Raw genomic sequence first — 22,791 nt, forward strand, 5'->3', positions numbered from 1 at the left:
AGCAGAGCAAAGTTCGCGTCATGAATTTCGAACCGACGACATAAAGGAGAGCTTGATATGTCATCCGTTACAGTAAATGGCGAGCTCCATGAATTCAGCGGCGATCCCAACATGCCATTGCTCTGGTACGTGCGCGATATCCTGAATCTCACCGGAACGAAATTCGGGTGCGGCGCGGGCGTCTGCGGCGCGTGTACGGTTCACATCGATGGTGTTGCTGCCCGTTCGTGCCAGACAACCCTTGGTGACGCCGCTGGCAAGTCGATCACCACGATCGAGGGGCTGAGCCCCGACGGCAATCACGAAGTGCAGAAGGCTTGGAGGAAGGTCAACGTTCCCCAATGCGGTTTCTGCCAAGCGGGCCAGATCATGCAGGCAGTTTCGCTGCTCGCCAAGAATCGCGCGCCATCCGACGCCGAAATCGTCGAAGCGATGTCCGGAAACATCTGCCGGTGCGGCTGCTATCAGCGCATTCATGAAGCCGTTCGTCTGGCCGCGGGAGGCGTTTGATCATGCTGCATTATCTCAAAACTGAAGCGGATACTGCTATCGAGAAGAAATCCGATGCCGAGATTTCGAACGTCAGTCGCCGCGGTGTGCTCGGCGGAATTCTTGGCGCTTCGACTTTCGTCATGGCCGTGCGCTTTGCGCCGGCAGAGGCGCGCGAGGCCTTGAAGCCCTATCCGACTGGCGGGCTCAACATGCCGAGCGGCGTCGTTTCGGATCCGCATGTCTTCATCGCCATCGCCGCGACCGGCGACGTGACGATCGTCACACACAGAAGCGAGATGGGAACCGGCATCAGGACGAGCTTGCCGATGGTTGTCGCCGATGAAATGTGTGCGGACTGGTCTCGCGTGCATCTCGTGCAGGCGCCCGGCGACGAGCCAAGATACGGCAACCAGGATACGGATGGATCGCGCAGCATGCGCCACTTCATCCAGCCGATGCGCCAATGCGGTGCGGCGATGCGTCAGATGCTGGAAGCCGCCGCAGCCGCAAAATGGGGTGCTGACGTCTCTCTTTGTCGTGCGCGCAATCATGAGGTCGCTCTGCTCGACAAAGACGGCAAGGAGACAGGCAAGGTCCTGACGTTCGGCGAACTCGCTGAAGCAGCGCTGGCACTCCCGGTGCCCGCGCCGGAGACGATCCTCTACAAGTCGCCCGACGAATTCACCCTGATGGGTAAGGGTGAAGTCCAAATCGTTGATCTTCACGATATCACGACGGGCAAGGCCGGTTATGGCGCCGATACGCGTCTGCCCGGCATGAAGTTCGCGGTCGTCGCCAGGCCCGCGGTGGTCGGCGGCAAGGTGAAATCCTACGACGCGTCCGCAGCGCTGAAGGTGCCCGGCGTCCATTCCGTGCATGAGATCGAAGGTGTCTTTACCGTTCCGAGAAAGTTCGGTCAGCTCGGCGGTATTGCCGTCGTCGCTGATACGACCTATGCGGCGATCCAGGGGCGTGAAGCGCTGACGATTGAGTGGGAGAACGGACCGAACGTCTCCTACGATACGGCCGCTTATACCGCCGAAATGTCGGCAACGGCTGCAAAGCCCGGCAAGGTTCTGCGCAATCAGGGCGATCCGGATACCGCCTTTGCAAACGCGAAGGATGTCATCACCGCAGAATATCACGGCCAGCACATGGTACAGGCTCCGATGGAGCCGCTCGTCGCGATCGCACGCATCGTCGATGGCAAGGCCGAGATCTGGGCGCCTGTCCAAAGTCCTTACGGCGCCCGCAAGGATATCGCCGAGGCGCTGAAGATGCCGATCGAGAATGTGACCGTACATGTCTCGTTGCTCGGCGGAGGCTTCGGCCGCAAATCGAAGTGGGACTTCATGCTCGAGGCGGCTCTCGTCTCGCAGAAGCTGGGCGGCGCACCCGTGCTGCTGCAGTGGACGCGCGAGGACGACATACAGCATTCATTTTATCACACGACGTCTGTCGAGCGCATCGAAGCCGCGGTCGATGATAAGGGTAAAGTTATAGGCTGGCGCCACCGCACCGTTGCGCCATCGATCGTCTCCACGTTCAAGGCCGACGATGGCTACCAATTCCCCATCGAGTACGGCATGGGCTTTGTTGATGTGCCGTTCGACGTCCCGAACATCCGGTGCGAGAACGGTCAGGCGATGGCACATGCCCGCATCGGCTGGTATCGCTCGGTCTCCAACATTCAGCGGGCGTTCGCAGTGCAGTCGGCCGCGTGCGAGGTCGCGCACAAGCTCGGCCGTGATCCGAAGGATTTCCTGCTCGAGCTGATCGGCCCCGACAGGACCATAGATCCGAAGACGTCCGGCTTCCCGGCTGACTTCTGGAACTACGGCGAGCCGTACGAGGAATTTCCGATCAACACGGCCCGTCTGAAGAACGTCATTCGCGTCGCTGCCGAGAAAGCCGGGTGGGGGCAATCGCTGCCGCCGCGGGAAGGGCTTGGTATCGCTGCGCATCGCGCTTTCGCAAGTTACGTCGCAAGCGTCGTGCACGTGAAGATCGATGACGACGGGACCATTCACGTACCGCAGGTCACCTCGGCCATCGATTGCGGCTTCCATGTCAATCCCGAGCGCATCCGCTCTCAGATGGAGGGGGCGGCCGTCATGGGCATGTCGAATGCGCTCTACAGCGGCATTACCTTCAAAAAGGGCGCTGTCGAGCAGTCGAACTATTTCGATTATAACGTGACCAGGATGAGTAATTATCCGGAGAAAGTCTCCGTCCACATTATCGAAACACCAGAAACCACGCATGCGGGTGGCGTCGGGGAACCGGGCGTGCCGCCATTCGCACCGGCGCTCGCCAACGCCATCTTTGCCGCAACTGGCAAACGGCTCAGAAAATTGCCGATGGGCGAAAAGCTATCGTGAGGGCGGCAAGGTCGTCACGATAGTTTTCATCCGGCGGATGCGCTGCGTGTGCGGGCAGCGCTTGTCCGCATCCGTAATGTCGTCGCATTACAAAAATCGCGACTTACAGAAGTATCCGAACCATCGGTTTTTATTGAGCACGTCGTCGATAGTCACACCAGAAGCCAATTCAATCATCTGAGTGCCCGAGTTGCTCGCTCGACTCGGCGCATTTCCTCCGGCGGAAACCTAAGCTTCAGGAGGGGCTTAGGAATTTGACCAAACAGGAGGAGCTGAGGATGTGCTCGGGCAGAATAATGACCGATGCGGCAAATGACGTTTGGAACGGCTAAAAAGAAATTGGCTGCAGCAAGACTATCCGCGCGCCATTAGACGAGCACCACAAACAGGATCGCCGTTCCTGCCTATATCCGCCCATAAGTTTAAAGGGCGCTGGCCTTCCCGGTCCTTACTGGCTTTCTCTTGCGTCAAACCGGGCAATATGCCCGCCGAGCGGCTGCTCTCTTCATTTTTACATGCAGATGGTGCACGTTGCCAAAAAACGGGAAGAAACCATGCGTCTTCTTACGCTCCTCATCATCCGGCTCATGGCGGCTGTGCTGCTTTGTCTTTCGGTCGCGATTGCGTGCCTCGTGTGGGACGCGCATCGTTCGATCGAAGGGGACGTGACCGCAACGGCAACGCGTGTCGATCAACGTCTGCAGGCCCTCTATTGGCAGCATATGGTCTGGCATAACGGCATTTCGCGAGGATCTCTCGTTCCTCTTCCGGATTGGGACACAGTCGAGACCCAGAGCATAATCTCGCCGGGCGTATGCGTAACGTTTGCTTTGCCCGGTGGCGACGCCCGCAAACTATGTAGTCAGGTTGAAGCCTTAGGGCCGCCCGCTCCAGCGTGGTTCGCACGCCTCTACCTTGCGACCCTGGGCGTGTATCCGCCCGTTGTACGACCGCTTTCAATCCACAATGAAAGTGCGGGGCCTATCGTGACCGCCGCCGATCAGGAAGCTGCGCTTCGCCGTGCGTGGAAAGAAATTTCAACGGTCGTCGACATCGCCATCATGCTGGCTGGTGGCATCGCGATCCTCGCAGCAGCTATGATCGGTCATGCCCTGCTTCCCGCGCGGTCGATCATCGGGGCGTTGCAAGAGATCGAAGAAGGGCATCTCGGGCAACGTCTCGGAAAATTCAAAAGCACCGAATTCAATCATATTGCGAATGCCGTCAACCGTCTCGCTGCAACACTGAAGCAAACAAACCAAGAGCGCATGGCGCTCACAGCGCGGTTGTTCCAAGTTCAAGAAGAGGAACGGAGGTCGCTCGCGCGCGATCTCCATGACGAATTTGGCCAAGCGCTGGCTGCCACGAGGGCACTCGCAACTGTCATCGAGGCCAGTGCGCCTGATAGGCCAAATATCGCACGTGACGCAAGGGCCATTGCAGCCACGCAAGAACGCCTGATGGGAACGCTTCGCACGACACTCATCCGATTGCGTTCGCAAAGCATTGAGGAACTGGGTTTGGAAGCAAGTCTTCGCCAGCTGATTACCGACTTCAACGCACAATCGAAGACGGGCACGATTTTTCGGCTGCAGATGACGGGGCGGTTGGCCGGCCTTCAGAAACGTGTCGCTGTAGATCTCTATCGCATTGTTCAGGAATGCCTGACAAATGCCAGCAAACACGGCCGACCAACGGAAGTAAGGGTTCGTCTCGATCATCACGGCTTTGGCGAGCCGCATGTCACGTTGAGTGTCGAGGATGACGGCGGCGGTGACAGCCGGCATCTATCGACGACTGCCGGTCACGGGATCCTTGGCATACGTGAGAGATTGGCAGGACTCGGCGGTTCTCTTCAGATCGCCGATGCGCCAAAAGGCATCTTGATATCGGCGCGCGTGCCATTGGACAGTGAAGGCGCGGCTACATGAAACCGATTTCGATACTGCTCGTCGATGACCATCCGATCGTGAGGGAAGGATACCGCCGTCTTCTCGAGTTGCGACCTCGGTTTATCGTGTGTGCGGAGGCCGAAGATGCCAACCAGGCCTATGTTGCCTACAAAGCTCATAGGCCTTCTGTCGTCATCATGGATCTGTCGCTGGTAGGGGTCAGCGGTGTGGAGGCATTGCGCCGGATCCGAGAGTTGGACAAGGACGCCAAAATCCTAATTTTCAGCATGCACGCAGGAAGTGCTTTTGCGCTCAAAGCGTTTGAGGCGGGTGCTCGCGGCTATATTACCAAAAGCAGCGCGCCTGCTGAACTCATCAAAGCAGTCGAAGTCATTGCTGAAGGCGGCCGCGCCATGAGCGAAGACATTTCGCGCGCGATTGCTGCCGATCGCCTGAGCGGCGACAGGGCAATCGATGCCCTTTCTCCGCGCGAAACAGAGGTGCTGCGCCTCGTTGCAACCGGCCTCAGCAGTGAGTCGATTTCATCGCTGCTCAATCTTAGTTTGAAGACGGTGCGCAACATTCACTACGCCGTGAAATCCAAGATTGGCGCGGAGAACGATGCGCATCTCGTGTGGCTAGCACTCGCCGCGGGGCTTATTCCTGCGGACAGCGTGATCACGCACTAAGCGGGTATATTGCCCGGAAGCCTGAGGGCACCGTGCTCTAGTTCGCCCGAAAACTTCGAGCTACCTCTTTTCCCGTCGATCGCAAAAGCCCTCTTAGGAGGTGCAACGATTGATGCTGCTCTGCAGCCTAGTGAAAGTCGGGAGGAAGCTGCTATGACTTTGGATTCATCGATACCCAGCCATCTGCGCTGTCCGCGAACCCGCACGCGCCAAGTGAGCGATAAATGGGTTCCGCCGGTGCCGGCGTTTTCCTCGCGCCCGGATCCCTCGATAGAAAGTATCGTGATGTCGTATTTCGGCGTGCAGGTCGAGGGGGAGGAGAAGAAAGAGCAGGCGCTCGCAGCGCTTCAGAACATCGTCGCCTCGTTTAAAGAGCAGAACGGGCCGGCACGATACGACTTGGTCCGTTTCATCGACGCCCAAGGGTATTTCAACGCCATTGCCGTCGGCTACTGGCTCGATTCTGATACGTTTCATAAATGGAATGAAAGTCCCGCTATCGCAAATTGGTGGGCGTCAGATAAGCGCCTCACTGAAGGCGTTGGCTACTTCCGTGAAATCCTGCGTCCACGCATGGAGCAATTTGAAACCATCTTCACGCATGAGCACGGTCCGTTCGAGGGCGTTAGCGTGCTTTTCGGCAAGATGAGCGAACCGATCATCGAGCACGGTTATTGGGGCTCGATGCGCGATCGGCTGCCGTTGTCGCAGACCAGTACGATGGACCCGGAGGGCGAACTCTCGCTTAACTCTGGATCTCCGGCGTTGGGTGGACGAGTGATTATCAATGGGCATGATAATCTTACGCTCATTCGTTCCGGCGAAGACTGGAGCACGACCGAGGGCGAAGAACGTCGCACGTGGTACGAGGAAATCGAACCGGTCCTTCACGCAGGCATGAACTATCTGCGTGACGACGGACTCGAGGTCGGCTGCTATTGCAACCGCTATCTCCATCATATGGATGAGAATGGGAACAAAACCGAGAGAGGATTTGGATACAGCCTCTGGCGATCGGTTTCGGCACTTGAAACATGGGGCGCAACGCACCAAACGCACCTTCAGATCTTCGTCACGTTCAACCGGCTGGCAAAGAAATTCAAAAATTTGACGCTCTATCACGAAGTGTCGGTATTCGATGGTGCGAACCAATACTACGAGTATATCAACTGCCATCCGCAGACCGGTCTTATGCGCGCGATCTGACGGCAGAATTTGATGGAATGAAAATGGAGATACACCTCAGCGGACAAATTCGCCACGTCTGCGGGAGCATAGTTGTTTGCTGAGGTTTCTTGCAAAGATCTGTTCGAAGTAGACCGCGGACATTGCGGCAAGCCAAGTAATTGAGTCTATCTCACGTTCCCAGTGGACATATTCGACGGACAATCCGGTCCAAGATATTTCCCGTCGATCGTCACACCCATGTGAGCAACGCCGTCTTGCGGCGGATCGAACGTGATCTTGGACATGGCGCGGTACCACGTTGAAAAATTGCCAGTAAGTACTGTGCTGGTCGTTTCTTTGCCCGCGCCGGTCGTACAAACCACGTCAACGTATCGCTCATCGCCAAGAACTCTAACGCCGGACGCCGTGCAATTCTTTTTACCTATCCCGGTCACAATCGGATCATTTCTTGTGATGCACGCGTCGAATGTTTTCATACCAACCGTCGCCGCAACCGTCGTCAGCTGCCAGTGCCCGGCTTTTCGAACAGGCAGCTGAGTGGCTACCGCTGCGGAACTGGCAGCCATTAGGCACGAGAAAAAAACTGAAATTCGAAGACGAGAAAAACCCATTTCTGTCGCTTCCGATTTGCGTAGCCGGGTTTCCGGCTGTCGCTGCGTGAGAACCGATTGCAGTTGAGCGTCATTCTGATTGCGCGAACGACACATCCACGGTCGGTCTATGATCTGACGGTAGAAGGTCTGGCGCGCCTCGCGCATCGCGATCTTGTCGTCGGCCACCTGTTATAGGCGATGGCATCAACCGCCACTCGGTGACCGGGGTCTGCCACGCTTCAGTTGGCGGTTACTGCCGGCGGCTCGATCGTCAGATTGGGCATGACTGTGAACGTTCCGTCGAATAGCCGCTTGGTTGGATCGGTGACCGGCGTAACGATGTTGCGTGCCGGCAAGCCTGTGGTCTTATCGATGTAAACGCTTTGCTGGTTCGGCACCGACACGGCAGAGACGCGCGGTCCCTTGTCCTTCGCGTCGGCTGTGAGCGGCATCGCAAGAGTGCCTTGGTAGACTGCGTAGGTTTTGCCTTCGAAATCCTTGTTGCCGGCGCACTTATAGTCGGTGCCGACTTTCGGAGGTTGCGCGACCGTTTCCTTGATCTGATTGGCGACGGTATCCGCGAACGATTGAGGCAACTCCGCCCAGACGCCTTGCTGATTGGACCAGGCGCGCTTGCCGATCACGATCATCTCCATAGGCATCGGCTGGTTCGAGACCTCGACGATTTGGTGCATCCGATCGGGAAGAATGTAATCGGCTTTCATCTTCAACGAACCGTCAGCATTCGTAATCGTGGTTTCAAGACGGAATGCTTTTGCCTCTCGTAGCTTTGCGAACGCCGCATCGACTTGGTCCTTGCACGACTGATCGGCGAAAGCCGGACCGGCGATGAAGGCCAATAATCCGATAACAAAAAATCTCATGAGAATCCTACCCGAGCCGTTTCCGAAGTTCTTGTATTTTTACAGTCGAACGGATGGCCCAGGAACACATGCCAAGTCACTGCAATTCGAGCTACCAAACCTTCCCGAGGCGCATTGGCGGCGCAGAACGATCGTTTATTCTCTGCCCCGACATTTCAGGCAGGTGATCGATGGCAATGCGCATCAGCTCGGGGAGCGATTTTACGCCAAGCTTCGTTTTGATTTGGGAGCATGTATTTGCAATTGTTTTGTAGCTGACGTGCAATTCGTCGGCGATAGCAGCATATTGCTTGCCTTGGGCAATCAACTCCAACGTTTGCAATTCGCGCAACGTCATGCCGTTGAGGGGGTTGGTCCGACCTTTTGTTTCCATCACAGCAATCGCGGAGGCAATGGCATGACTCAGAAACGCCTTGCCCTGGCGCACGGCCTGCAGTGCCTTCACGATATCTACGGACGATGTATCTTTTAGGATGTAGCCATTAGCACCGAGTCGCAGCGATTGGCTGGCGATCATGGGGTCTTCGTGCATCGTCAGCACGAGTATCGGCGTGTGCTTGTCGTGGATGCGAAGGCGGCGGATAAACGATAGCCCTCCGAGCACACCTTTCTTGATTGCAAGGTCGATGATGATGAGATCGGGTTTATCGTGGCGATAGGCGCGAAATCCCTCAATGAGATTTGACGCGAGCATGATGTCATCGATGCCGGCATCTTCAAGAACGCGGCGGCAGCCCTGCAGCACGATGGGATGGTCGTCGATCACGAGAATTTTGGTCATGCGGTCGCCTGGGAAAATGCGTTGACGGAACCACCGTGAAGATCTCGGGGCCGCAACGGGATTTTGATTGAAATCGTGGTGCCGTGGGGTTCGTGACCGGCGATGACAAGGCTGCCCCCCGCTGCCAGAACGCGCTCTCTCATCGCGGATAATCCGAAGCCTGCTTGCACGTCGGGCTTCAGGCCAACGCCATCGTCGCTGATGCGCAGGGCGATTGCATCATGATCGCTGCCGGCGCCTTGGCTGGCCTCTTCGCGAAGTTGGACGACAATGTGCGTCGCCTGACCATGCCGAATGGCATTCGTCAGCGCCTCTTGTGTTGAGCGATAGACGGTGAGGTCGATGCGCTCACCGTAGGGCCTGATGAGCGGGGTGACCGAAAGGCCGATGCGAACGTTGGGATGGCGCCGTTCGAAATCATAGACGAGATCTTGAATGAGCGCAGAGAGAGGCACTTTGCCGACGGAGACAGGATGAAGGCGCTTCAAAAGCGCGCGATTCATCGCCTTGAGACGCGAGGAAATCGACAGGATCTCATCCGTTCTTTTTCGAATGGGCTCGGCACTGTTTTCGCCAAGTGCCTCGGTGAGACGGCTGATCGATTCGGCGTTCGCGGTAATTCCGAAGAGACAGGGGCCGGCCTCATCGTGGAGTTCGCGCGCGATTTCACGGCGTTCGTCTTCCTGAACAGATTGTATCTGGCGGTAAAGCTCGCCGTTTTCTTCGCGCGCCTGATCAAGAGAGGCGGCTAGCGAATTAAACTTTACGGCAATGTCGGCGACCTCACTCACTTTCGGAATATCAAGGCGGCGCGATCGCTCACCCGCTTCAAGCGCTACCAGTCCCTTGGCAAGGTCCGTCAGCGGATTAAGAATACGGCCGAGAACGACGTAGAAAGCCAACACAGCGAAGACGATTGCAATAAGCGCAACGGTGGCGAAGGCTGAGAGCTGCTCCCATTTCTCCGCGATCTCGTCATCTGGATCACCCTTCAAAATGAGCGATCGACCATTCGGCTCTATGCTGATGACGCGTGTGTGATCGTTGCCGCCTTTAGGCATCATCAGTGCCTCGAACCAGTCGGGCGTGCGATCATTGGCGTCATCGATATCGGACACCGTTTCCGGTGATCGCAGGACGCGCATCGGCTTGCCCGGATCTTCAACGTAAACGCGGGCATGACGCAGATGCTGAATTTCGTGGGCAACGAGATTATCGAGGTCGGAGAGATGATTTTCGGCGTTGATCCGCCGAACAAGCTCGCGCAGATAGCCTTCCGCCGTATCCATCGACGCTTCGATTTCGACGTTCACGGATTGGCGGCCATTGAGGACGGCGGTTGCTCCCATCAGTACGGTCGCAAGAAAAAGCATCGCGGAAATCGCGAGCAGAACTTGCTGCCGGATGGAGCGACTAAACCATGCCGCCTTTCGCAAGCGGGCAGCGAAACCGGATAAACGCGATGTCGTTTGCATTACGTCAACTGCGGGAACCATAACGTTTCGAAAGCGCATCGAGCGCCTGCTCGCCGGTGAATCCGGCTTTGCGCAAATTGTAATACTGCTGTCCCGCCGCGCCGAAACTCTCGATCCGATTGGCGGCGATTGCGTTGTTCAACATAGTAATCAAGCTGATGGCGGTTTCATCGCCGCCCGCACCTTTCAGCATATCTTCGAGCTGGACAGCGCGGTTCGCGACCATGCGTGGCGAGTCGTTAAACTTTTCGGACGCCTCGATCAGAGCACGGCGAACTTCTCCCGATTTTGAGGCGGCAACTTTCCCGTCACTCTTCGACTCATGCTCAATCAACCAGATCTCCGGCCTCACGTCGTCCTGTTCCGTCAACCAGCTCTTCGTGCCGACCTTCGTCAGCCCGGAACGGTGTTCTGCTTGGTGCTGTGTCGGTTGTTCGTCACTGCATCCGTTTAAGCCGGCGGCAATCACGAGGGCCAGTGCAAAGATGGAAAGGCGATGGGTCATCACGATTATTTGCGCTTTTACAGGTGGTTTTCATTCTCTCATCGCCAGCTATGACAGACGCGCGCAGAGACTACCAGGACAACGTCTGCAGTCTTCTTTGCCAAAACTTCCCGGCCCAATTTGCCGATCAATCTGAAGACCTCGCAAGGCTACATCGTTACGGTCCGGCCCGTGCTGATCGCGCAACCATCGGACGACCAGCGATCCGAACGCGCAGCACGCATCTAAGAGTGGCCTCGGGTGAGACTTTTGCCCGTATTCCGCTCGTGCCTCAGAGGGTCGGGACGGCAAAAGTACCCCTTCGTTTCACAAGGGAAGTCGCCTCGGCCGAATAAGAAAAAGCTGGGTTTAGGAAACGCGAGGTTAAATGGGCATGAAAAAAGTCGTTGGCACCTCAATGCTGATGTCGGCGTCCTGCATGGCGATAGCCGCCGCTATGCAGCTCGGCGTCGCAACCAGCGCTTACGCGAATGACAAGCTAGTTGAACTGTCGAAGAGCAAAGACAACTGGGTGATGCCGGGTCGGAATTACGACTCGAATAACTACAGCGAAGACGACCAAATCAACGTCGGCAACGTCAAGCAGTTGAAGCATGCTTGGTCGTTCTCGACCGGTGAGCTGCACGGCCATGAAGGCGCTCCGCTCGTCGTCGATGGTGTGATGTACGTTCATACCTCATTCCCCAACAAGACTTTTGCTCTTGATCTCAACGATCCGGGCCACATCCTTTGGCAGCATAGCCCGAAGCAGAACCCAGCCGCTCGTTCCGTGGCGTGCTGCGATCTCGTGAACCGCGGTCTGGCTTATTGGCCGGGCGACGGGAAGGTACCGGCGTTGATCATAAAGACCCAGCTCGACGGTCACCTCGTCGCGCTTAACGCCAAGACGGGCGAAGAATACTGGAAAGTCGAAAACGCCGATATCAAAGTCGGCCAGACCGAAACCCAGGCTCCGTACGTCGTGAAGGATCTGGCAATCGTCGGTTCTTCGGGCGCCGAACTCGGCGTTCGCGGCTACACAACCGCCTATAACGTCAAAACCGGCGAACAAGTCTGGCGCAAGTACGCGACCGGTCCGGACGCCGATATCGGTATCGGCGATGACTTCAATAAGGCGAACCCGCACTACGGTCAAAAGGGCCTTGGCCTTGCGACTTGGGAAGGTGACGCTTGGAAAATCGGCGGCGGCACCAACTGGGGTTGGTATGCCTACGATCCATCGCTCAACCTGATTTACTACGGCTCGGGCAACCCCGCTCCGTGGAACGAAACGATGCGTCCGGGCGATAACAAGTGGACCATGACGATCATGGCCCGCGATGCCGACACCGGTGAGTTGAAGTTCGGCTACCAGAAGACGCCTCACGACGAGTGGGACTTCGCTGGCGTCAACGTCATGATGCTCTCTGAGCAGAAAGACAAAGACGGCAAGGAGCGCAAGCTTCTGACGCATCCCGATCGTAACGGCATCGTCTACACGCTTGATCGTTCAAACGGCGACCTCATCTCGGCGAACAAGCTCGACGATACGGTCAACGTCTTCAAGACGGTCGACCTGAAGACCGGCCTTCCGGTTCGCGATCCTGAATACGGTACCTACATGAACCACAAGGGCACGGACATCTGCCCCTCGGCCATGGGTTACCACAACCAGGGTCACGACTCTTATGATCCCAAGAAGCAGCTGTTCTTCATGGGTATCAACCACATCTGCATGGACTGGGAGCCCTTCATGCTTCCCTACCGCGCAGGTCAGTTCTTCGTTGGTGCAACGTTGTGGATGTACCCAGGTCCGAAGGGTGATCGCCAGAACTTCCTGGGCCTCGGTCAAATCAAGGCCTACAACGCAATCACCGGCAAGTACAAGTGGGAGCACATGGAGCGCTTCTCGGTTTGGGGCGGCACGCTCGCAACCGCTGGCAACCTGGTGTTTTACGGTACGCTTGATGGCTTCATCAAAGCACGCAACTCGGACACCGGTGAGCTGCTCTGGAAGCACAAGTTGCCGTCGGGCGTGATCGGTTACCCGATGACGTACGAGCACAATGGCATCCAGTACATTGCTATCATGTCGGGCGTTGGTGGTTGGCCGGGCGTCGGTCTGGTGTTCGACCTCCAGGATCCGACCGCTGGTCTCGGTGCGGTTGGCGCCTTCAAGCAACTCCAGAACTACACGCAGATGGGCGGCAGCGTCGAAGTGTTCTCGCTTGACGGCAAGAACCCCTACGACGACGTCAACGTCGGCGAATACGAGAAGGGCTGATAATCAGCCTTGGGCTATGGCATCGGCGATCTTCACCGACGCCATAGCCCACTGGATATCTCTCGTGTCCGAAAAGGACCCGAGCCGCGCGGCGATAGTCGATTATTCGCTTCACAACGACGGCTATCTGCCTCGCGAGCAATGCATTCGAATTTCCGGCAACAGCGCTTGATCCCGCGCGAGGCGCGAGCAACCGCCAGACCGATTTGAAAGGCCTTGTTCAAATCATGGCTCCCGAATTAGAGACCGCTCATTCGCGGACATTTGTTTCGCATCTTTGGCAAGTCGCGGCTGCCATCAGTGTTTCGCTATTCGCACTCGCAGCTTTCAATCCGTCGATGTCGGATGATGCAAAGCCTGCTTCGGCGGAGGACAAAAATGTCCTGCGTGTCTGCGCGGCCGCGAAAGAACTGCCGTATTCGGCGGATGACGAGTCCGGCTTCGAAAATAAGATCGCCAAAATTCTTGCGGATAGCTTGGGGCGAAAAGCTGAATTTGTCTGGTCTCAAAAAGACGCCATCTACGCGGTGCGCGATCAGCTCGATAAAAATCTTTGCGATGTCATTATCGGAACGGATACCAACGATCCCCGCGTTCTGACGTCGAAGCCCTATTATCGAGCGGCCTATGTTTTCATTCAGCGCAAGGACTCGCCGCTGAAGATCGACAGCTTTGATAGTCCCGATATCGTCAAGGCAAATCCGATTGGCTTCGTGCAAGGCACGCCCGCCGAAACGATGATTACCAAGCTCGATCTTTATAACGACAATATCAACTACGTGTCGTCGCTGACCAACTTCAAGGATAAGCGCAACTCCTACACGCGCGTTCCGCCAGATCGGATGGTCGGCGAAGTGGCTTCGGGAAAATCCGAGCTCGCCATCGGTTTCGCGCCGGAAGTCGCGCGTTACGTCAAGGCGAATGACGCGCTCAAGTTGACTGTCATTCCCGATAATAATGTTCGCGACGATGGCCAGCGCGTTCCGTTTCATTTCGACCAGTCATTCGCCGTCCGCAAAGACGAGAAAGATCTGATGGCCGCGATAAACACCGCCCTTCCGGGCATACAGAAGAAAATCGATGCGGTTCTGAAAGACGAAGGAATTCCCTTCGAAGCGCCTCAACCGCCGACCTGAAGACAGATGTCCCGCAGATCGGCAATCGAAGAAGAGTGGAAGAGAAATTGCAGATGAGATTTGGAATTCTGGCAGCCGGCGCTGTCGTATGGTCGTTGATCGCGGGTGCGCAGATGGCCAATGCCCAACAGGTTTTTCAGAATACCATTACTGGTGAAACCCTGGACGTCGATGGCACGGCACCGAAGGAAGGCCGTGATACCCCTGCGGTCAAGAAGTTCCTGGAAACCGGTGTGGATGCCTACGTCGAAGTTCCAGGCTGCCTACCCAAAGGCGAAGAGGTTTTTCTCGAGTCCTGCTCGGGCTGCCACGGGCATATCGGCGAAGGCAAGGTCGGTCCGGGTCTCAACGATTCCTACTGGACCTATCCGAAGAACGAGACTGACAAGGGTCTGTTTGAGACCATCTTCGGCGGTGCCAACGGCATGATGGGTCCGCACGGCCAAGACATCGAGCTCGACGACATGTTGAAGCTCATCGCTTGGATCCGCCACATCCAGAAGGACGACGTCAAAGACGCCCAGTGGCTGACGGACGAGCAGAAGAAGAACTTCAAAGTCTTCAATATCGACGAATGGGAAAAAACGGGACGCGCTGCCGCTGCGAAGCAGCAATGCAAGATTTCCGGCAACTAGCTCATGTCCTGATTAGGGCTGCCTCACAGGGCTTGGCTGGTACGGAACAACAAGGACGGATCAGACCGTCCGAAGACGAGTAGAAAAATGGAGGAATGCCTATGAAGAACCTTTCACTCACGCTCGTTGCCGGAATTGCATTTGCCGGCCTCGCTGGCGCGATGGCACCCGCGGCCATGGCCTACGATGGCACGCACTGCCGCGCTCCGGGCAACTGCTGGGAGCCGAAGCCCGGCTTCCCCGAAAAGATCAAGGGTACGAAGTTCGATCCGAAGCACGACCCGAAGCAGCTCGCGAAGCAGAGCGAATCCATGGCTGCCATGGAAGAGCGGAATGCGAAGCGCGCTGAGAACTTCAAGAAGACCGGCAAGTGGGTCTACGACGTCTCGAAAATCCAATAGTCGAGGCGGATAAATAATCCTCGGATCTTGCGACGCTTGCAGGACGAAAAAATTTCCTCTCCGAGGTATCTGGGGTGCTGCCCAAAACAGCACCCCCCTTTTCGTCCGAACTTAAATCTGACGTCCAGTCGTTCGGCCGGCTGAGCACGCCACGCTTGGGAACAAGAATAATGAATCGCCCAACGCTTGATCGGCAGCCTACTGCCGATATGTCCGAACCAATTAACCTCGAAAGCTGGCGCTGCGATGCTCGCGACTTCGAGCAGGAAATCGCGAAAGCTGTCGTCGGCCAAGAACGGGCAATCCGTCTCCTGACAATTGCCGTATTCGCGCGCGGGCATGTTCTTCTGGAGGGCGACGTCGGCGTCGGCAAGACAACGCTCCTGCGCGCAGTGGCTCGAGCGCTCGGTGGTGCTTACGAGCGTATCGAAGGCACGATCGATCTAATGCCTTCTGACATGATCTATCATACGTTTCTTAACGAAGAGGGTAAGCCACGCGTCGATCCGGGTCCCGTTCTTCGCCATGGCAGCGATCTCTCGGTTTTCTTTTTCAACGAAATCAACCGGGCGCGCCCTCAGGTGCATTCGCTGCTGCTGCGATTGATGGCCGAGCGCAGTATCACGGCCTTCAACAAGGAACACTATTTTCCCAATCTGCTCGTCTTTGCTGATCGCAATCGCATCGAGCGTGAGGAAACCTTTGAGCTGCCTGCCGCGGCACGCGATCGCTTTCTGATGGAAGTTGGCATTGCTACCCCGACAGACAATACGGCGCGCCGAGACTTGCTCTTTGAGACGAAGTTCCATGATGTCGACGCGCTTATTTCATCACTCAGGGAAGGCGTGATCGGCTACCGGCGTCTGAATGCGCTTTCCAAGGTCATTCAGAACAGCATCATCGTAAGCCCGGCGCTGGAGAGCTACGTTCTCGATCTCTGGACCGCCGTGCGCGAACCCGCGAAGGCCGGCATTGATATTACAAACGTCGACATCACGCGTCTCGTGGCGGGCGGAGCCAGCCCGCGCGGCATGAGTTATCTAATCCGAGCGGCGCGCGTGCAGGCGTGGCTCTCCGGCAGAGACATGGTCGTGCCGGAGGATATTCGCGAGATTTTCTCTGAGTGCATGGCGCACCGCATCTTCCTTGCGCCGGTCTATGAACTTCGACGCGATGACATCATTCGGTCGCTTATCAGAGGCGTGTTCGCCAAGGTACCGACGCCATGAACGACGCCGCGCGCGATCTCGCTTATGCCATACCCTGGCGTACGAGCGGCGTCCGCGTCGGCGCGAACAAGAGCTATCTGTCGGGAAGCAGCGGCCTGTTCCGCGATGTCGTTCCGCTGACCGCGTTTCCTGATCCGAGGCGCATCGCCGTTCGCGCCTCGTTGAGCGACCCTTTCGAACGTCTTCTTGTCCGTCGCGCCGAACAGCCGAGCGCGATTGATGTCGTCGTTCTCGTCGATGTTTCAGCTTCGATGGCCTTCGAAGGCCACTGCAACAAGATGTCCCTTGCGGCAGATATTGCCGAAGCGCTTGCGATTTGCACCGAACGTACCGGCGATACCTTTGCATTGCTGCCGTTTGACAGCGTGTTGCGCCAAGACCTCTTGCTCTGGAAGACGCTGTCACGCGCGGCGCACCTGGACGCCATTGACCGGCTTCGCCACGCAAAAGCCGAGCACCAAGGAATTGAAGGGATCGCCGAAGCCGGTGCGGCAATTGCCGGATCGCGCAAGCTTGTCTTCATTGTTTCCGATTTTTTGTGGCCTGAAGAGGGGGCGCGGGCTGCAGCCGAGGCGCTCGCCTTCCACGACGTCGTGCCAATCGAGTTGCGCGACAGTCTTGAGATTGAGGACTTGCCGCGTTGGGGTCTGCTCAATCTTCGCGACCTTGAAACCGGACGGCATCGTCTTGTCGCCATGCGTCCATCATTGAAAGCGAAATGGTTGACGCTGCGAAACGAGCGGCGCGATCGCATCACGCGCGTCCTCGACGCGAACGCTCGCGAGATGTTCACCATTCGCGATTTGATCGATTGGATGCGCCTTACCGCCTATCTTCTCTACGGGGTCGCCTGATGCGCATCTTTTGGATGATCGTATTCATTCTGATCGGCATTCGCCCGGCGGTGGCGGCCATAGACGCCGTCAACATCTATGAGCCGCGAACGTTCGGTTATTTTATCGGAGATATGCTCGAACGCGACGTTCAAGTCGTCACCAGCGGTAACACCGAACTCTTTACGGCGGCACTTCCACGGCCCGGTTCCCTGACGTACTGGCTCGACTTGGTTTCCATCGACCACACAGAGCGCGAAGCTGACGGGCGGCGGATCTACGATATCAAGCTGAAGTATCAGATTTTCTATTCCGCGATCGAGGCAACTGAACTCGACATCCCGGCCTTCCCGCTGAAGTTCAAAAATCCGACGAGTGTTGCGCCGGATGAAACTGCCCCGAATGACTCGGAAGAAGCTGCGAAGAAATATTCCGCGTCGGTTCCTGCTCTGCGCCTGACCCTCTCGCCGCTTCGCAATCTCGTTTTGAACGATCTCATGCCCGAAAAGACGAAAGAACTTTCGGACGTCCTGCGTCCTAACGTGCAGGCACACGAGATTCCAGTCGCCTCCAAAGAAAAAATGCTTGCGTTTTCGGGTCTCGCGCTTCTCGGCTGTGGGCTACTGCTGCTTTGGCATTATGCCATCTGGCCGTTCAAGAAACGCGCCGGCCGTCCGTTTACGCAAGCCGACCGCCAGATCCGGGACCTCCTGCCCTATGGGGTGGGCGACGCTTCCTATCGTGAGGCACTTCTCATTCTGCATCGCGCTTTCGACGAAGCGGCCGGTCATCGATTATTTGCCGAAGACGCTTCAGCGTTCACGCGAGAACATCCGCGCTTTGAAGGGCTGGCACCGCGGCTCAAAGCTTTTTTCGAAAGTTCGCGCCTTTATTTCTTCGGCGACGATCGACGCACCGCCGAGGATCGCTTCCCATTAGAAAGCGTGAAGAGGCTGGCCGGCGATCTTGCACGCGAAGAAAGAGCGGCGGCATGATTTTTACGAACCCGCTCGGCTTATATTTGCTGCCGCTGATGCTTATCCCGCTCTTTCTCGGGACACAGAAGCAGGAGGGCTACCCTTCGCTTGCGGACCTCCCGATTGACCGGCTTTCGCAAGTTCTGACTTGGGCACTGCGATTTGCGGGAGTGCTCGCCATTGGTGGCATCGTTCTCGGACTGTCGGGAATTGCGCTGCGTGAACGCAAGATCGAGCGCTTTGGACAGGGCGCGCACATCGTGCTGTTGATAGACCGTTCCGCCAGCATGAATGATACCTTCGCAGGTCGTCAGCCCAGCGGAGCAGAAGAATCGAAATCGGCGGCGGCCAAGCGGCTGCTCAAGGATTTCGTCGTGGAACGCAAACATGACCGGTTCGGTATCGCCGAATTTTCAACTGCGCCGCTACATGTAGTGCCGATTACCGATCACAAAGGCGTCGTTCTCAATGCAATCGATGCGATCGACCGGCCGGGTCTCGCGTTCACGGATGTCGGCCGCGGCCTCGGCATGGCGCTCAGCATGATCGACGAAGATGTTCTGCCTGGTTCGCGCGCTATCGTTCTGGTCTCGGACGGCGTCGCGGTCGTGGGGCGGCGCGTGCAGGAGGCGTTGCGAACGGATTTCGCCCGGCGCCCCGTCCATCTCTATTTCCTCTATCTGCGCACCGAAGGTTCGAACAGCATGTTCGCCACTCCTCCGTCCGATGCAGAGGATACGCCGCAGGCGCTCCCCGAACGTCACCTCAACAAGTTCTTTCAGAGTTTGCGCATTCCCTACCGTGCTTATGAAGCGGAGAACGCTGATGCGGTCAAAGCCGCCATCAAAGATATCGGCAAGCTTGAGCAGACGCCAATCGTCTACACCGAGCGCATCCCGCAATACGACCTGTCGCGATGGGCATACGGGTATGCGGCGCTGGCTTTAGCTCTTCTTCTTGCTGCGAAGCTCTGCGCCCGCTCGCTCCACGCCATGCCCGGAGGCGCGCATGCTCGTTGACCGCTTCATCACGCTTTTATCGGATCAGCGCAGAAAAATTCTTTGGTTTCTCACGCTGTTGTGCGCGGTTTGGTTTGGATACGCCGCCGATGACTTCTTCCGAGCCGAACGCGCTAACAGCACGATCCGCCAACTCCTGGCACGGAGTGATGCTGCGATCAACGTTCGAACCGCGACGGCGCAGGAGATTCTGGCGCGCATAAATGAATCTTTGCGACGCGATCAAATCGATGATGCGCAAGCAACCTTGAGTTCGTCGGTCGAAAGGGTTCCCCGGGCCATTCATGCGGCTGCGCTTTACAATATCGCCAATTCCAGAACGCTGCTCGCGGCCGAGGCCGTTCGCAAGGGGGATCTCGATGGAGCGGCTGCGCTCGTCAATTTGGCGAAATCCGAATATCGCCTCGCCCTCAAACTCGATCCGGCAAACTGGGATGCGCGCTATAACATCGACGTTGCCATGCGGATCGTGCGTGACCTGCCGCAAGCGGATAATCCCGATAAAGAATCGCCTGACGCACCAAAAAAATTATGGACGGATCTGCCCGGCATTCCGAAGGGGTTGCCATGACTTTCTTCGGGATTGAATTCGATCGCCGAACAGCTTTGCTCACCGGCGCGCTGGCACTGACTATTGCCGCGATGATCGGCTTCCATCTCGTGCGCAACCAGCGCATCGCCGACGTTTTGGCAATCATAGATATCACCGGTAGCATGAACACGCGCGACATGGGAAACCCGCGCGGATCGCAGGATCGTCTGGAATCCGCCAAGACTGCGCTCGTCAATCTGATGCAGGATCTTCCCTGCGACTCACGTCTCGGTCTCGGCGTCTTTACGGAGCGCATTTCGTATCTCCTCTTCGATCCGGCCGAGATCTGCGCCAACTACGATGCACTCGAAGGGGCAATCTCGGATCTCGATTGGCGCATGGCGTGGGCGGGCGACAGCTATATCGCCCTGGGCCTCTATTCGGGTATCGACATCGCTCAGAGCTTGAAATCGGATCTTCTATTTCTGACTGACGGACATGAAGCGCCGCCTCTGCCCTTCACGGGCGTTCCGGATTTCGATGGCAAGCCGGGTGCTGTAAAGGGCTTGATCGTCGGCGTCGGAGGAACGGAAAAAACGCCGATCCCAAAATTCGATGACGAGGGACGGCAAGCCGGCGTCTACAGCGAAACTGACGTTCCGCAGGACAATCGAATCGGGGCGCCGCCGCCAGATGCCGAGACGCGCGAAGGATACAATCCGCGCAACGCTCCGTTTGGTGCCATGTCCGCGACCGGCGACGAACAATTGTCGTCGGTAAAAACGGGGCATCTGGAAGACCTCGCGCGGCGTACGGGCCTGCAATACGCCGAGCTTCAGCACGTCAATTCGCTGGCGCCGCGTCTTCTCTCAGCAACGGAACCTCGGCTCGTGCCGGTGGATACGAATATGTCCCACGTCCCCGCGCTCGCGGCGCTTCTGCTGCTGCTCGCACTCTACGCATTTTCACTGTTCGAGACGGTGCGTTTCCCCAATCTCCGCCACCTCTTGAAGTTCGGCTTTACGTCCCATCCCAAAGGAGCCTTGGTTTATGGCAATTAAGTTACGTCCACTTCTCGTTATCGCTGCTGTTCTTTCGTTCTCGAGTGCTGCGTGGGCGCATGGCCCGACGCCACAAAAAGTGGACGAGAAAATTACGATTTCCGCCCCACCCGCTGACGTCTGGAAAGTCGTGAAAGACTTTGCGTCCATCGGGACGTGGCATCCGTGGGTCACGAATATCAAGGTCGAAGGGAGCGGCGACGACACGACCAGAACGCTGACGCTAAAGTCTGGCGGAACGCTCATCGACAGCCTTGATGCTATCGACGACAAGGCGATGGAGATCGACTACCGCCTGCAAAACGAAGACCTCAAGGCTCTCCCGGTCAGTTCGTATTCCGATGCGATTATCGTGCAGCCCGCTGCCGACGGAGGTAGCGAGGTCGAGTGGATCTCGCGTCTCTATCGCTTCGATACCGGCAACGAGCCGGCGGACGATCAGAATGACGAAGCGGCAGTCAAGGGATCGACCGAATACATTAAAGCCGGCCTCGCAGGCCTCAAGGCGAAAGTTGAAGGTAAATGAGGGCACGTCTTCCCGTCGCTGCCCTTTTGAGCACCATCGCCATTGCGCTGAAAGGCGCAGTGGCGATGGCCTCACCGCAAAGCGTCTACGTTCTCAGTCAAGACGACGGCATTCTTTCTGTCATCGACACGTCCTCCGACGAAATTGCGGCGAAGGTCGCCATTACCGGGAAGCCGGCAGCCTTCACGATCGATGCGAAATCACGCAAAGCCTTCGCAACGCTTCCCGACAGCGGCGAGATTGCCGTCATCGATCTTGACCGGCGCGTTGTCTTGGCGACCCTAAAGGTCGGCGGCCAGCCATTCGGCATTGCGTCCGACAATGCGGGCCGCCTTTTTGTAGGCGACTGGAGCGCCAATCGCATTTCTATCGTCGATGAGACGACCGGCGCGGCCGAAGCGATGTTTACCGTGGGGCGCTCGCCGGCTCATCTTGTTGCAACGGGAGATGGCAGACGGCTTTTCGTTGCCGATCGTGAATCGAACAATGTCGCAGTTATCGACACAAAGAATTTCAAAATTCTGGCGGAAATTCCCGTCGGCCGTGCGCCGTTCGCATTGGCAATAAGTCCGGACGAAAAACAACTGGCGGTCGCCAACGTCCAAGCCGCGACGCTGTCGATCATCGATACGAAAACTCTGAAGATCGTCTCGACGCCCGCGACAAGCGCTATGCCTTATGGCGTGACCATCACCGACGACAATTCAGAAATCCTCGTTTCCAACCAACACGGCGGAACCGTCTCGATCTTCAATGCGCAAACGTATGCATCGCGCGCCGAGATCAAGGTCGGGCGCTATCCGGAAGGCGTGGCCGTGCTGCACAATGGGAGAAAAGCCTATGTGGCGAACTGGTTTTCAAACACCATTTCAGTTCTCGATCTTGCCAGCAATGTCGAGATCAAGAAGATCAAATGTCCTAGCGGACCGCGGATGGTTATTGCCGGCGCTGTGGAACATTAGCGCCATCGCGCTTACCATCGTGGTTGCAGCTGGGGCAGCACCCAGCACCGGCCACGCTGAATTGCTCTGTGGCGCGATGGTTAAAAGCGGCGTTGCATCGGGCAAGACCGAAGCCGAAGCCAAATCCGCTGCGACGACATGGTGGACATCCCGCGCCGGTGCGCTCGGCGAGGGTTATCAAGAGTGGGACCACGCGAAGAACAAATCCGTCTCGTGCCACGCGGGACCTTTCAACACGTTCAAATGCCGTGCGTCTGCGGAGCCATGCCGACCCGATGACAGCAAGCCGGTCGATCCCTCGAGTAGTAAGCATCTTTAGGTGTGCGGCTTCGTCGAG

Annotated in this window: 23 protein-coding genes; 18 read left to right on the plus strand and 5 right to left on the minus strand. The window is 57.1% G+C overall.

What is annotated here, in order from left to right:
• The first annotated feature begins 57 nt into the window (after positions 1-57).
• From ACLB1Z_RS03415 to ACLB1Z_RS03435, 5 genes are all read left to right on the plus strand, one after another.
• On the plus strand, positions 58-510 hold the full coding sequence (locus ACLB1Z_RS03415; protein WP_013946111.1) for a (2Fe-2S)-binding protein: 453 nt from the start codon (positions 58-60) through the stop codon (positions 508-510).
• A 2-nt stretch (positions 511-512) separates the two neighbouring features.
• Positions 513-2,873 (plus strand): molybdopterin cofactor-binding domain-containing protein, encoded by a 2,361-nt coding sequence (locus tag ACLB1Z_RS03420; protein WP_409562049.1) that lies wholly within the window; start codon positions 513-515, stop codon positions 2,871-2,873.
• 554 nt (positions 2,874-3,427) lie between these two features.
• Complete coding sequence (locus ACLB1Z_RS03425; RefSeq protein ID WP_409562050.1) at positions 3,428-4,804, plus strand: sensor histidine kinase; 1,377 nt, start codon at positions 3,428-3,430, stop codon at positions 4,802-4,804.
• Positions 4,801-5,454 carry a response regulator gene (locus ACLB1Z_RS03430; RefSeq protein ID WP_409562051.1) on the plus strand — a complete coding sequence of 218 codons (654 nt, stop codon included), beginning with the start codon at positions 4,801-4,803 and terminating at the stop codon, positions 5,452-5,454. Before ACLB1Z_RS03425 ends, ACLB1Z_RS03430 begins: the two co-directional genes overlap by 4 nt.
• Positions 5,455-5,607: 153 nt before the next feature.
• The gene (locus ACLB1Z_RS03435; protein WP_409562052.1) at positions 5,608-6,660 is read left to right on the plus strand and encodes a phenylacetaldoxime dehydratase family protein; all 1,053 of its coding nucleotides are present in this window, start codon (positions 5,608-5,610) and stop codon (positions 6,658-6,660) included.
• Positions 6,661-6,806: 146 nt separating this feature from the next.
• On the opposite strand, the gene ACLB1Z_RS03440 is transcribed toward ACLB1Z_RS03435, so the two are convergent.
• The 5 genes from ACLB1Z_RS03440 to ACLB1Z_RS03460 form a co-directional block, all read right to left on the minus strand.
• The gene (locus ACLB1Z_RS03440) at positions 6,807-7,421 is read right to left on the minus strand and encodes a DUF3617 domain-containing protein (RefSeq protein WP_409562053.1); all 615 of its coding nucleotides are present in this window, start codon (positions 7,419-7,421) and stop codon (positions 6,807-6,809) included.
• Positions 7,422-7,474: 53 nt separating this feature from the next.
• A complete protein-coding gene (locus ACLB1Z_RS03445; protein WP_409562054.1) occupies positions 7,475-8,119 on the minus strand; it encodes a hypothetical protein in 645 nt (214 codons plus the stop codon).
• A 91-nt stretch (positions 8,120-8,210) separates the two neighbouring features.
• Positions 8,211-8,900, minus strand: coding sequence for a response regulator transcription factor (locus ACLB1Z_RS03450; protein WP_409562055.1), 690 nt, complete (start codon positions 8,898-8,900; stop codon positions 8,211-8,213).
• Positions 8,897-10,273, minus strand: a complete 1,377-nt coding sequence (locus tag ACLB1Z_RS03455; RefSeq protein WP_409562056.1) for an ATP-binding protein — start codon at positions 10,271-10,273, stop codon at positions 8,897-8,899. The genes ACLB1Z_RS03450 and ACLB1Z_RS03455 overlap by 4 nt, the downstream gene beginning before the upstream one ends.
• A 106-nt stretch (positions 10,274-10,379) precedes the next feature.
• Positions 10,380-10,880 (minus strand): hypothetical protein, encoded by a 501-nt coding sequence (locus tag ACLB1Z_RS03460; RefSeq protein WP_409562057.1) that lies wholly within the window; start codon positions 10,878-10,880, stop codon positions 10,380-10,382.
• A gap of 403 nt (positions 10,881-11,283) precedes the next feature.
• Here ACLB1Z_RS03460 and ACLB1Z_RS03465 point away from each other — a divergent pair, with 403 nt between their 5' ends.
• The 13 genes from ACLB1Z_RS03465 to ACLB1Z_RS03525 all read left to right on the plus strand — a co-directional run bounded on the left by ACLB1Z_RS03465 (position 11,284) and on the right by ACLB1Z_RS03525 (position 22,773).
• Complete coding sequence (locus tag ACLB1Z_RS03465) at positions 11,284-13,143, plus strand: methanol/ethanol family PQQ-dependent dehydrogenase (protein WP_409563222.1); 1,860 nt, start codon at positions 11,284-11,286, stop codon at positions 13,141-13,143.
• 227 nt (positions 13,144-13,370) lie between these two features.
• Positions 13,371-14,279, plus strand: a complete 909-nt coding sequence (gene moxJ / locus ACLB1Z_RS03470; protein WP_409562058.1) for a methanol oxidation system protein MoxJ — start codon at positions 13,371-13,373, stop codon at positions 14,277-14,279.
• A 53-nt stretch (positions 14,280-14,332) separates the two neighbouring features.
• Positions 14,333-14,914 carry a cytochrome c(L), periplasmic gene (moxG, locus tag ACLB1Z_RS03475; protein ID WP_409562059.1) on the plus strand — a complete coding sequence of 194 codons (582 nt, stop codon included), beginning with the start codon at positions 14,333-14,335 and terminating at the stop codon, positions 14,912-14,914.
• Positions 14,915-15,015: 101 nt separating this feature from the next.
• Complete coding sequence (locus tag ACLB1Z_RS03480) at positions 15,016-15,315, plus strand: methanol dehydrogenase [cytochrome c] subunit (protein WP_013946132.1); 300 nt, start codon at positions 15,016-15,018, stop codon at positions 15,313-15,315.
• Between the two features lie 170 nt (positions 15,316-15,485).
• A complete protein-coding gene (locus ACLB1Z_RS03485; protein ID WP_409562060.1) occupies positions 15,486-16,544 on the plus strand; it encodes an AAA family ATPase in 1,059 nt (352 codons plus the stop codon).
• Positions 16,541-17,398 (plus strand): VWA domain-containing protein, encoded by an 858-nt coding sequence (locus ACLB1Z_RS03490; RefSeq protein WP_409562061.1) that lies wholly within the window; start codon positions 16,541-16,543, stop codon positions 17,396-17,398. The genes ACLB1Z_RS03485 and ACLB1Z_RS03490 overlap by 4 nt, the downstream gene beginning before the upstream one ends.
• On the plus strand, positions 17,398-18,372 hold the full coding sequence (locus ACLB1Z_RS03495) for a nonribosomal peptide synthetase MxaA (protein ID WP_409562062.1): 975 nt from the start codon (positions 17,398-17,400) through the stop codon (positions 18,370-18,372). The genes ACLB1Z_RS03490 and ACLB1Z_RS03495 overlap by 1 nt, the downstream gene beginning before the upstream one ends.
• Complete coding sequence (locus ACLB1Z_RS03500) at positions 18,369-19,373, plus strand: vWA domain-containing protein (RefSeq protein ID WP_409562063.1); 1,005 nt, start codon at positions 18,369-18,371, stop codon at positions 19,371-19,373. The genes ACLB1Z_RS03495 and ACLB1Z_RS03500 overlap by 4 nt, the downstream gene beginning before the upstream one ends.
• Complete coding sequence (locus ACLB1Z_RS03505; protein ID WP_409562064.1) at positions 19,363-19,944, plus strand: hypothetical protein; 582 nt, start codon at positions 19,363-19,365, stop codon at positions 19,942-19,944. Before ACLB1Z_RS03500 ends, ACLB1Z_RS03505 begins: the two co-directional genes overlap by 11 nt.
• A complete protein-coding gene (locus ACLB1Z_RS03510) occupies positions 19,941-20,966 on the plus strand; it encodes a vWA domain-containing protein (protein ID WP_409562065.1) in 1,026 nt (341 codons plus the stop codon). The genes ACLB1Z_RS03505 and ACLB1Z_RS03510 overlap by 4 nt, the downstream gene beginning before the upstream one ends.
• Positions 20,956-21,492: an SRPBCC family protein gene (locus tag ACLB1Z_RS03515; protein WP_409562066.1), complete on the plus strand. Its 537-nt coding sequence runs from the start codon at positions 20,956-20,958 to the stop codon at positions 21,490-21,492. Before ACLB1Z_RS03510 ends, ACLB1Z_RS03515 begins: the two co-directional genes overlap by 11 nt.
• A complete protein-coding gene (locus tag ACLB1Z_RS03520) occupies positions 21,489-22,454 on the plus strand; it encodes a YncE family protein (RefSeq protein WP_409562067.1) in 966 nt (321 codons plus the stop codon). The genes ACLB1Z_RS03515 and ACLB1Z_RS03520 overlap by 4 nt, the downstream gene beginning before the upstream one ends.
• A 76-nt stretch (positions 22,455-22,530) precedes the next feature.
• Positions 22,531-22,773 (plus strand): hypothetical protein, encoded by a 243-nt coding sequence (locus ACLB1Z_RS03525; protein ID WP_409562068.1) that lies wholly within the window; start codon positions 22,531-22,533, stop codon positions 22,771-22,773.
• The last annotated feature ends 18 nt before the right edge of the window (positions 22,774-22,791 follow it).

Source organism: Hyphomicrobium sp. MC8b (genome assembly GCF_905067615.1).
Classification (GTDB): Bacteria; Pseudomonadota; Alphaproteobacteria; order Rhizobiales; family Hyphomicrobiaceae; genus Hyphomicrobium_B.

Coding starts and splice junctions, on each gene's coding strand:
- ACLB1Z_RS03415 (WP_013946111.1), top strand. CDS start 58: ATGTCATCCGTTACAGTAAATGGCGAGCTCCATGAATTCAGCGGCGAT.
- ACLB1Z_RS03420 (WP_409562049.1), top strand. CDS start 513: ATGCTGCATTATCTCAAAACTGAAGCGGATACTGCTATCGAGAAGAAA.
- ACLB1Z_RS03425 (WP_409562050.1), top strand. CDS start 3,428: ATGCGTCTTCTTACGCTCCTCATCATCCGGCTCATGGCGGCTGTGCTG.
- ACLB1Z_RS03430 (WP_409562051.1), top strand. CDS start 4,801: ATGAAACCGATTTCGATACTGCTCGTCGATGACCATCCGATCGTGAGG.
- ACLB1Z_RS03435 (WP_409562052.1), top strand. CDS start 5,608: ATGACTTTGGATTCATCGATACCCAGCCATCTGCGCTGTCCGCGAACC.
- ACLB1Z_RS03445 (WP_409562054.1), bottom strand. CDS start 8,119: ATGAGATTTTTTGTTATCGGATTATTGGCCTTCATCGCCGGTCCGGCT.
- ACLB1Z_RS03450 (WP_409562055.1), bottom strand. CDS start 8,900: ATGACCAAAATTCTCGTGATCGACGACCATCCCATCGTGCTGCAGGGC.
- ACLB1Z_RS03455 (WP_409562056.1), bottom strand. CDS start 10,273: ATGCTTTTTCTTGCGACCGTACTGATGGGAGCAACCGCCGTCCTCAAT.
- ACLB1Z_RS03460 (WP_409562057.1), bottom strand. CDS start 10,880: ATGACCCATCGCCTTTCCATCTTTGCACTGGCCCTCGTGATTGCCGCC.
- ACLB1Z_RS03465 (WP_409563222.1), top strand. CDS start 11,284: ATGTCGGCGTCCTGCATGGCGATAGCCGCCGCTATGCAGCTCGGCGTC.
- moxJ (WP_409562058.1), top strand. CDS start 13,371: ATGGCTCCCGAATTAGAGACCGCTCATTCGCGGACATTTGTTTCGCAT.
- moxG (WP_409562059.1), top strand. CDS start 14,333: ATGAGATTTGGAATTCTGGCAGCCGGCGCTGTCGTATGGTCGTTGATC.
- ACLB1Z_RS03480 (WP_013946132.1), top strand. CDS start 15,016: ATGAAGAACCTTTCACTCACGCTCGTTGCCGGAATTGCATTTGCCGGC.
- ACLB1Z_RS03485 (WP_409562060.1), top strand. CDS start 15,486: ATGAATCGCCCAACGCTTGATCGGCAGCCTACTGCCGATATGTCCGAA.
- ACLB1Z_RS03490 (WP_409562061.1), top strand. CDS start 16,541: ATGAACGACGCCGCGCGCGATCTCGCTTATGCCATACCCTGGCGTACG.
- ACLB1Z_RS03495 (WP_409562062.1), top strand. CDS start 17,398: ATGCGCATCTTTTGGATGATCGTATTCATTCTGATCGGCATTCGCCCG.
- ACLB1Z_RS03500 (WP_409562063.1), top strand. CDS start 18,369: ATGATTTTTACGAACCCGCTCGGCTTATATTTGCTGCCGCTGATGCTT.
- ACLB1Z_RS03505 (WP_409562064.1), top strand. CDS start 19,363: ATGCTCGTTGACCGCTTCATCACGCTTTTATCGGATCAGCGCAGAAAA.
- ACLB1Z_RS03510 (WP_409562065.1), top strand. CDS start 19,941: ATGACTTTCTTCGGGATTGAATTCGATCGCCGAACAGCTTTGCTCACC.
- ACLB1Z_RS03515 (WP_409562066.1), top strand. CDS start 20,956: ATGGCAATTAAGTTACGTCCACTTCTCGTTATCGCTGCTGTTCTTTCG.
- ACLB1Z_RS03520 (WP_409562067.1), top strand. CDS start 21,489: ATGAGGGCACGTCTTCCCGTCGCTGCCCTTTTGAGCACCATCGCCATT.
- ACLB1Z_RS03525 (WP_409562068.1), top strand. CDS start 22,531: ATGGTTAAAAGCGGCGTTGCATCGGGCAAGACCGAAGCCGAAGCCAAA.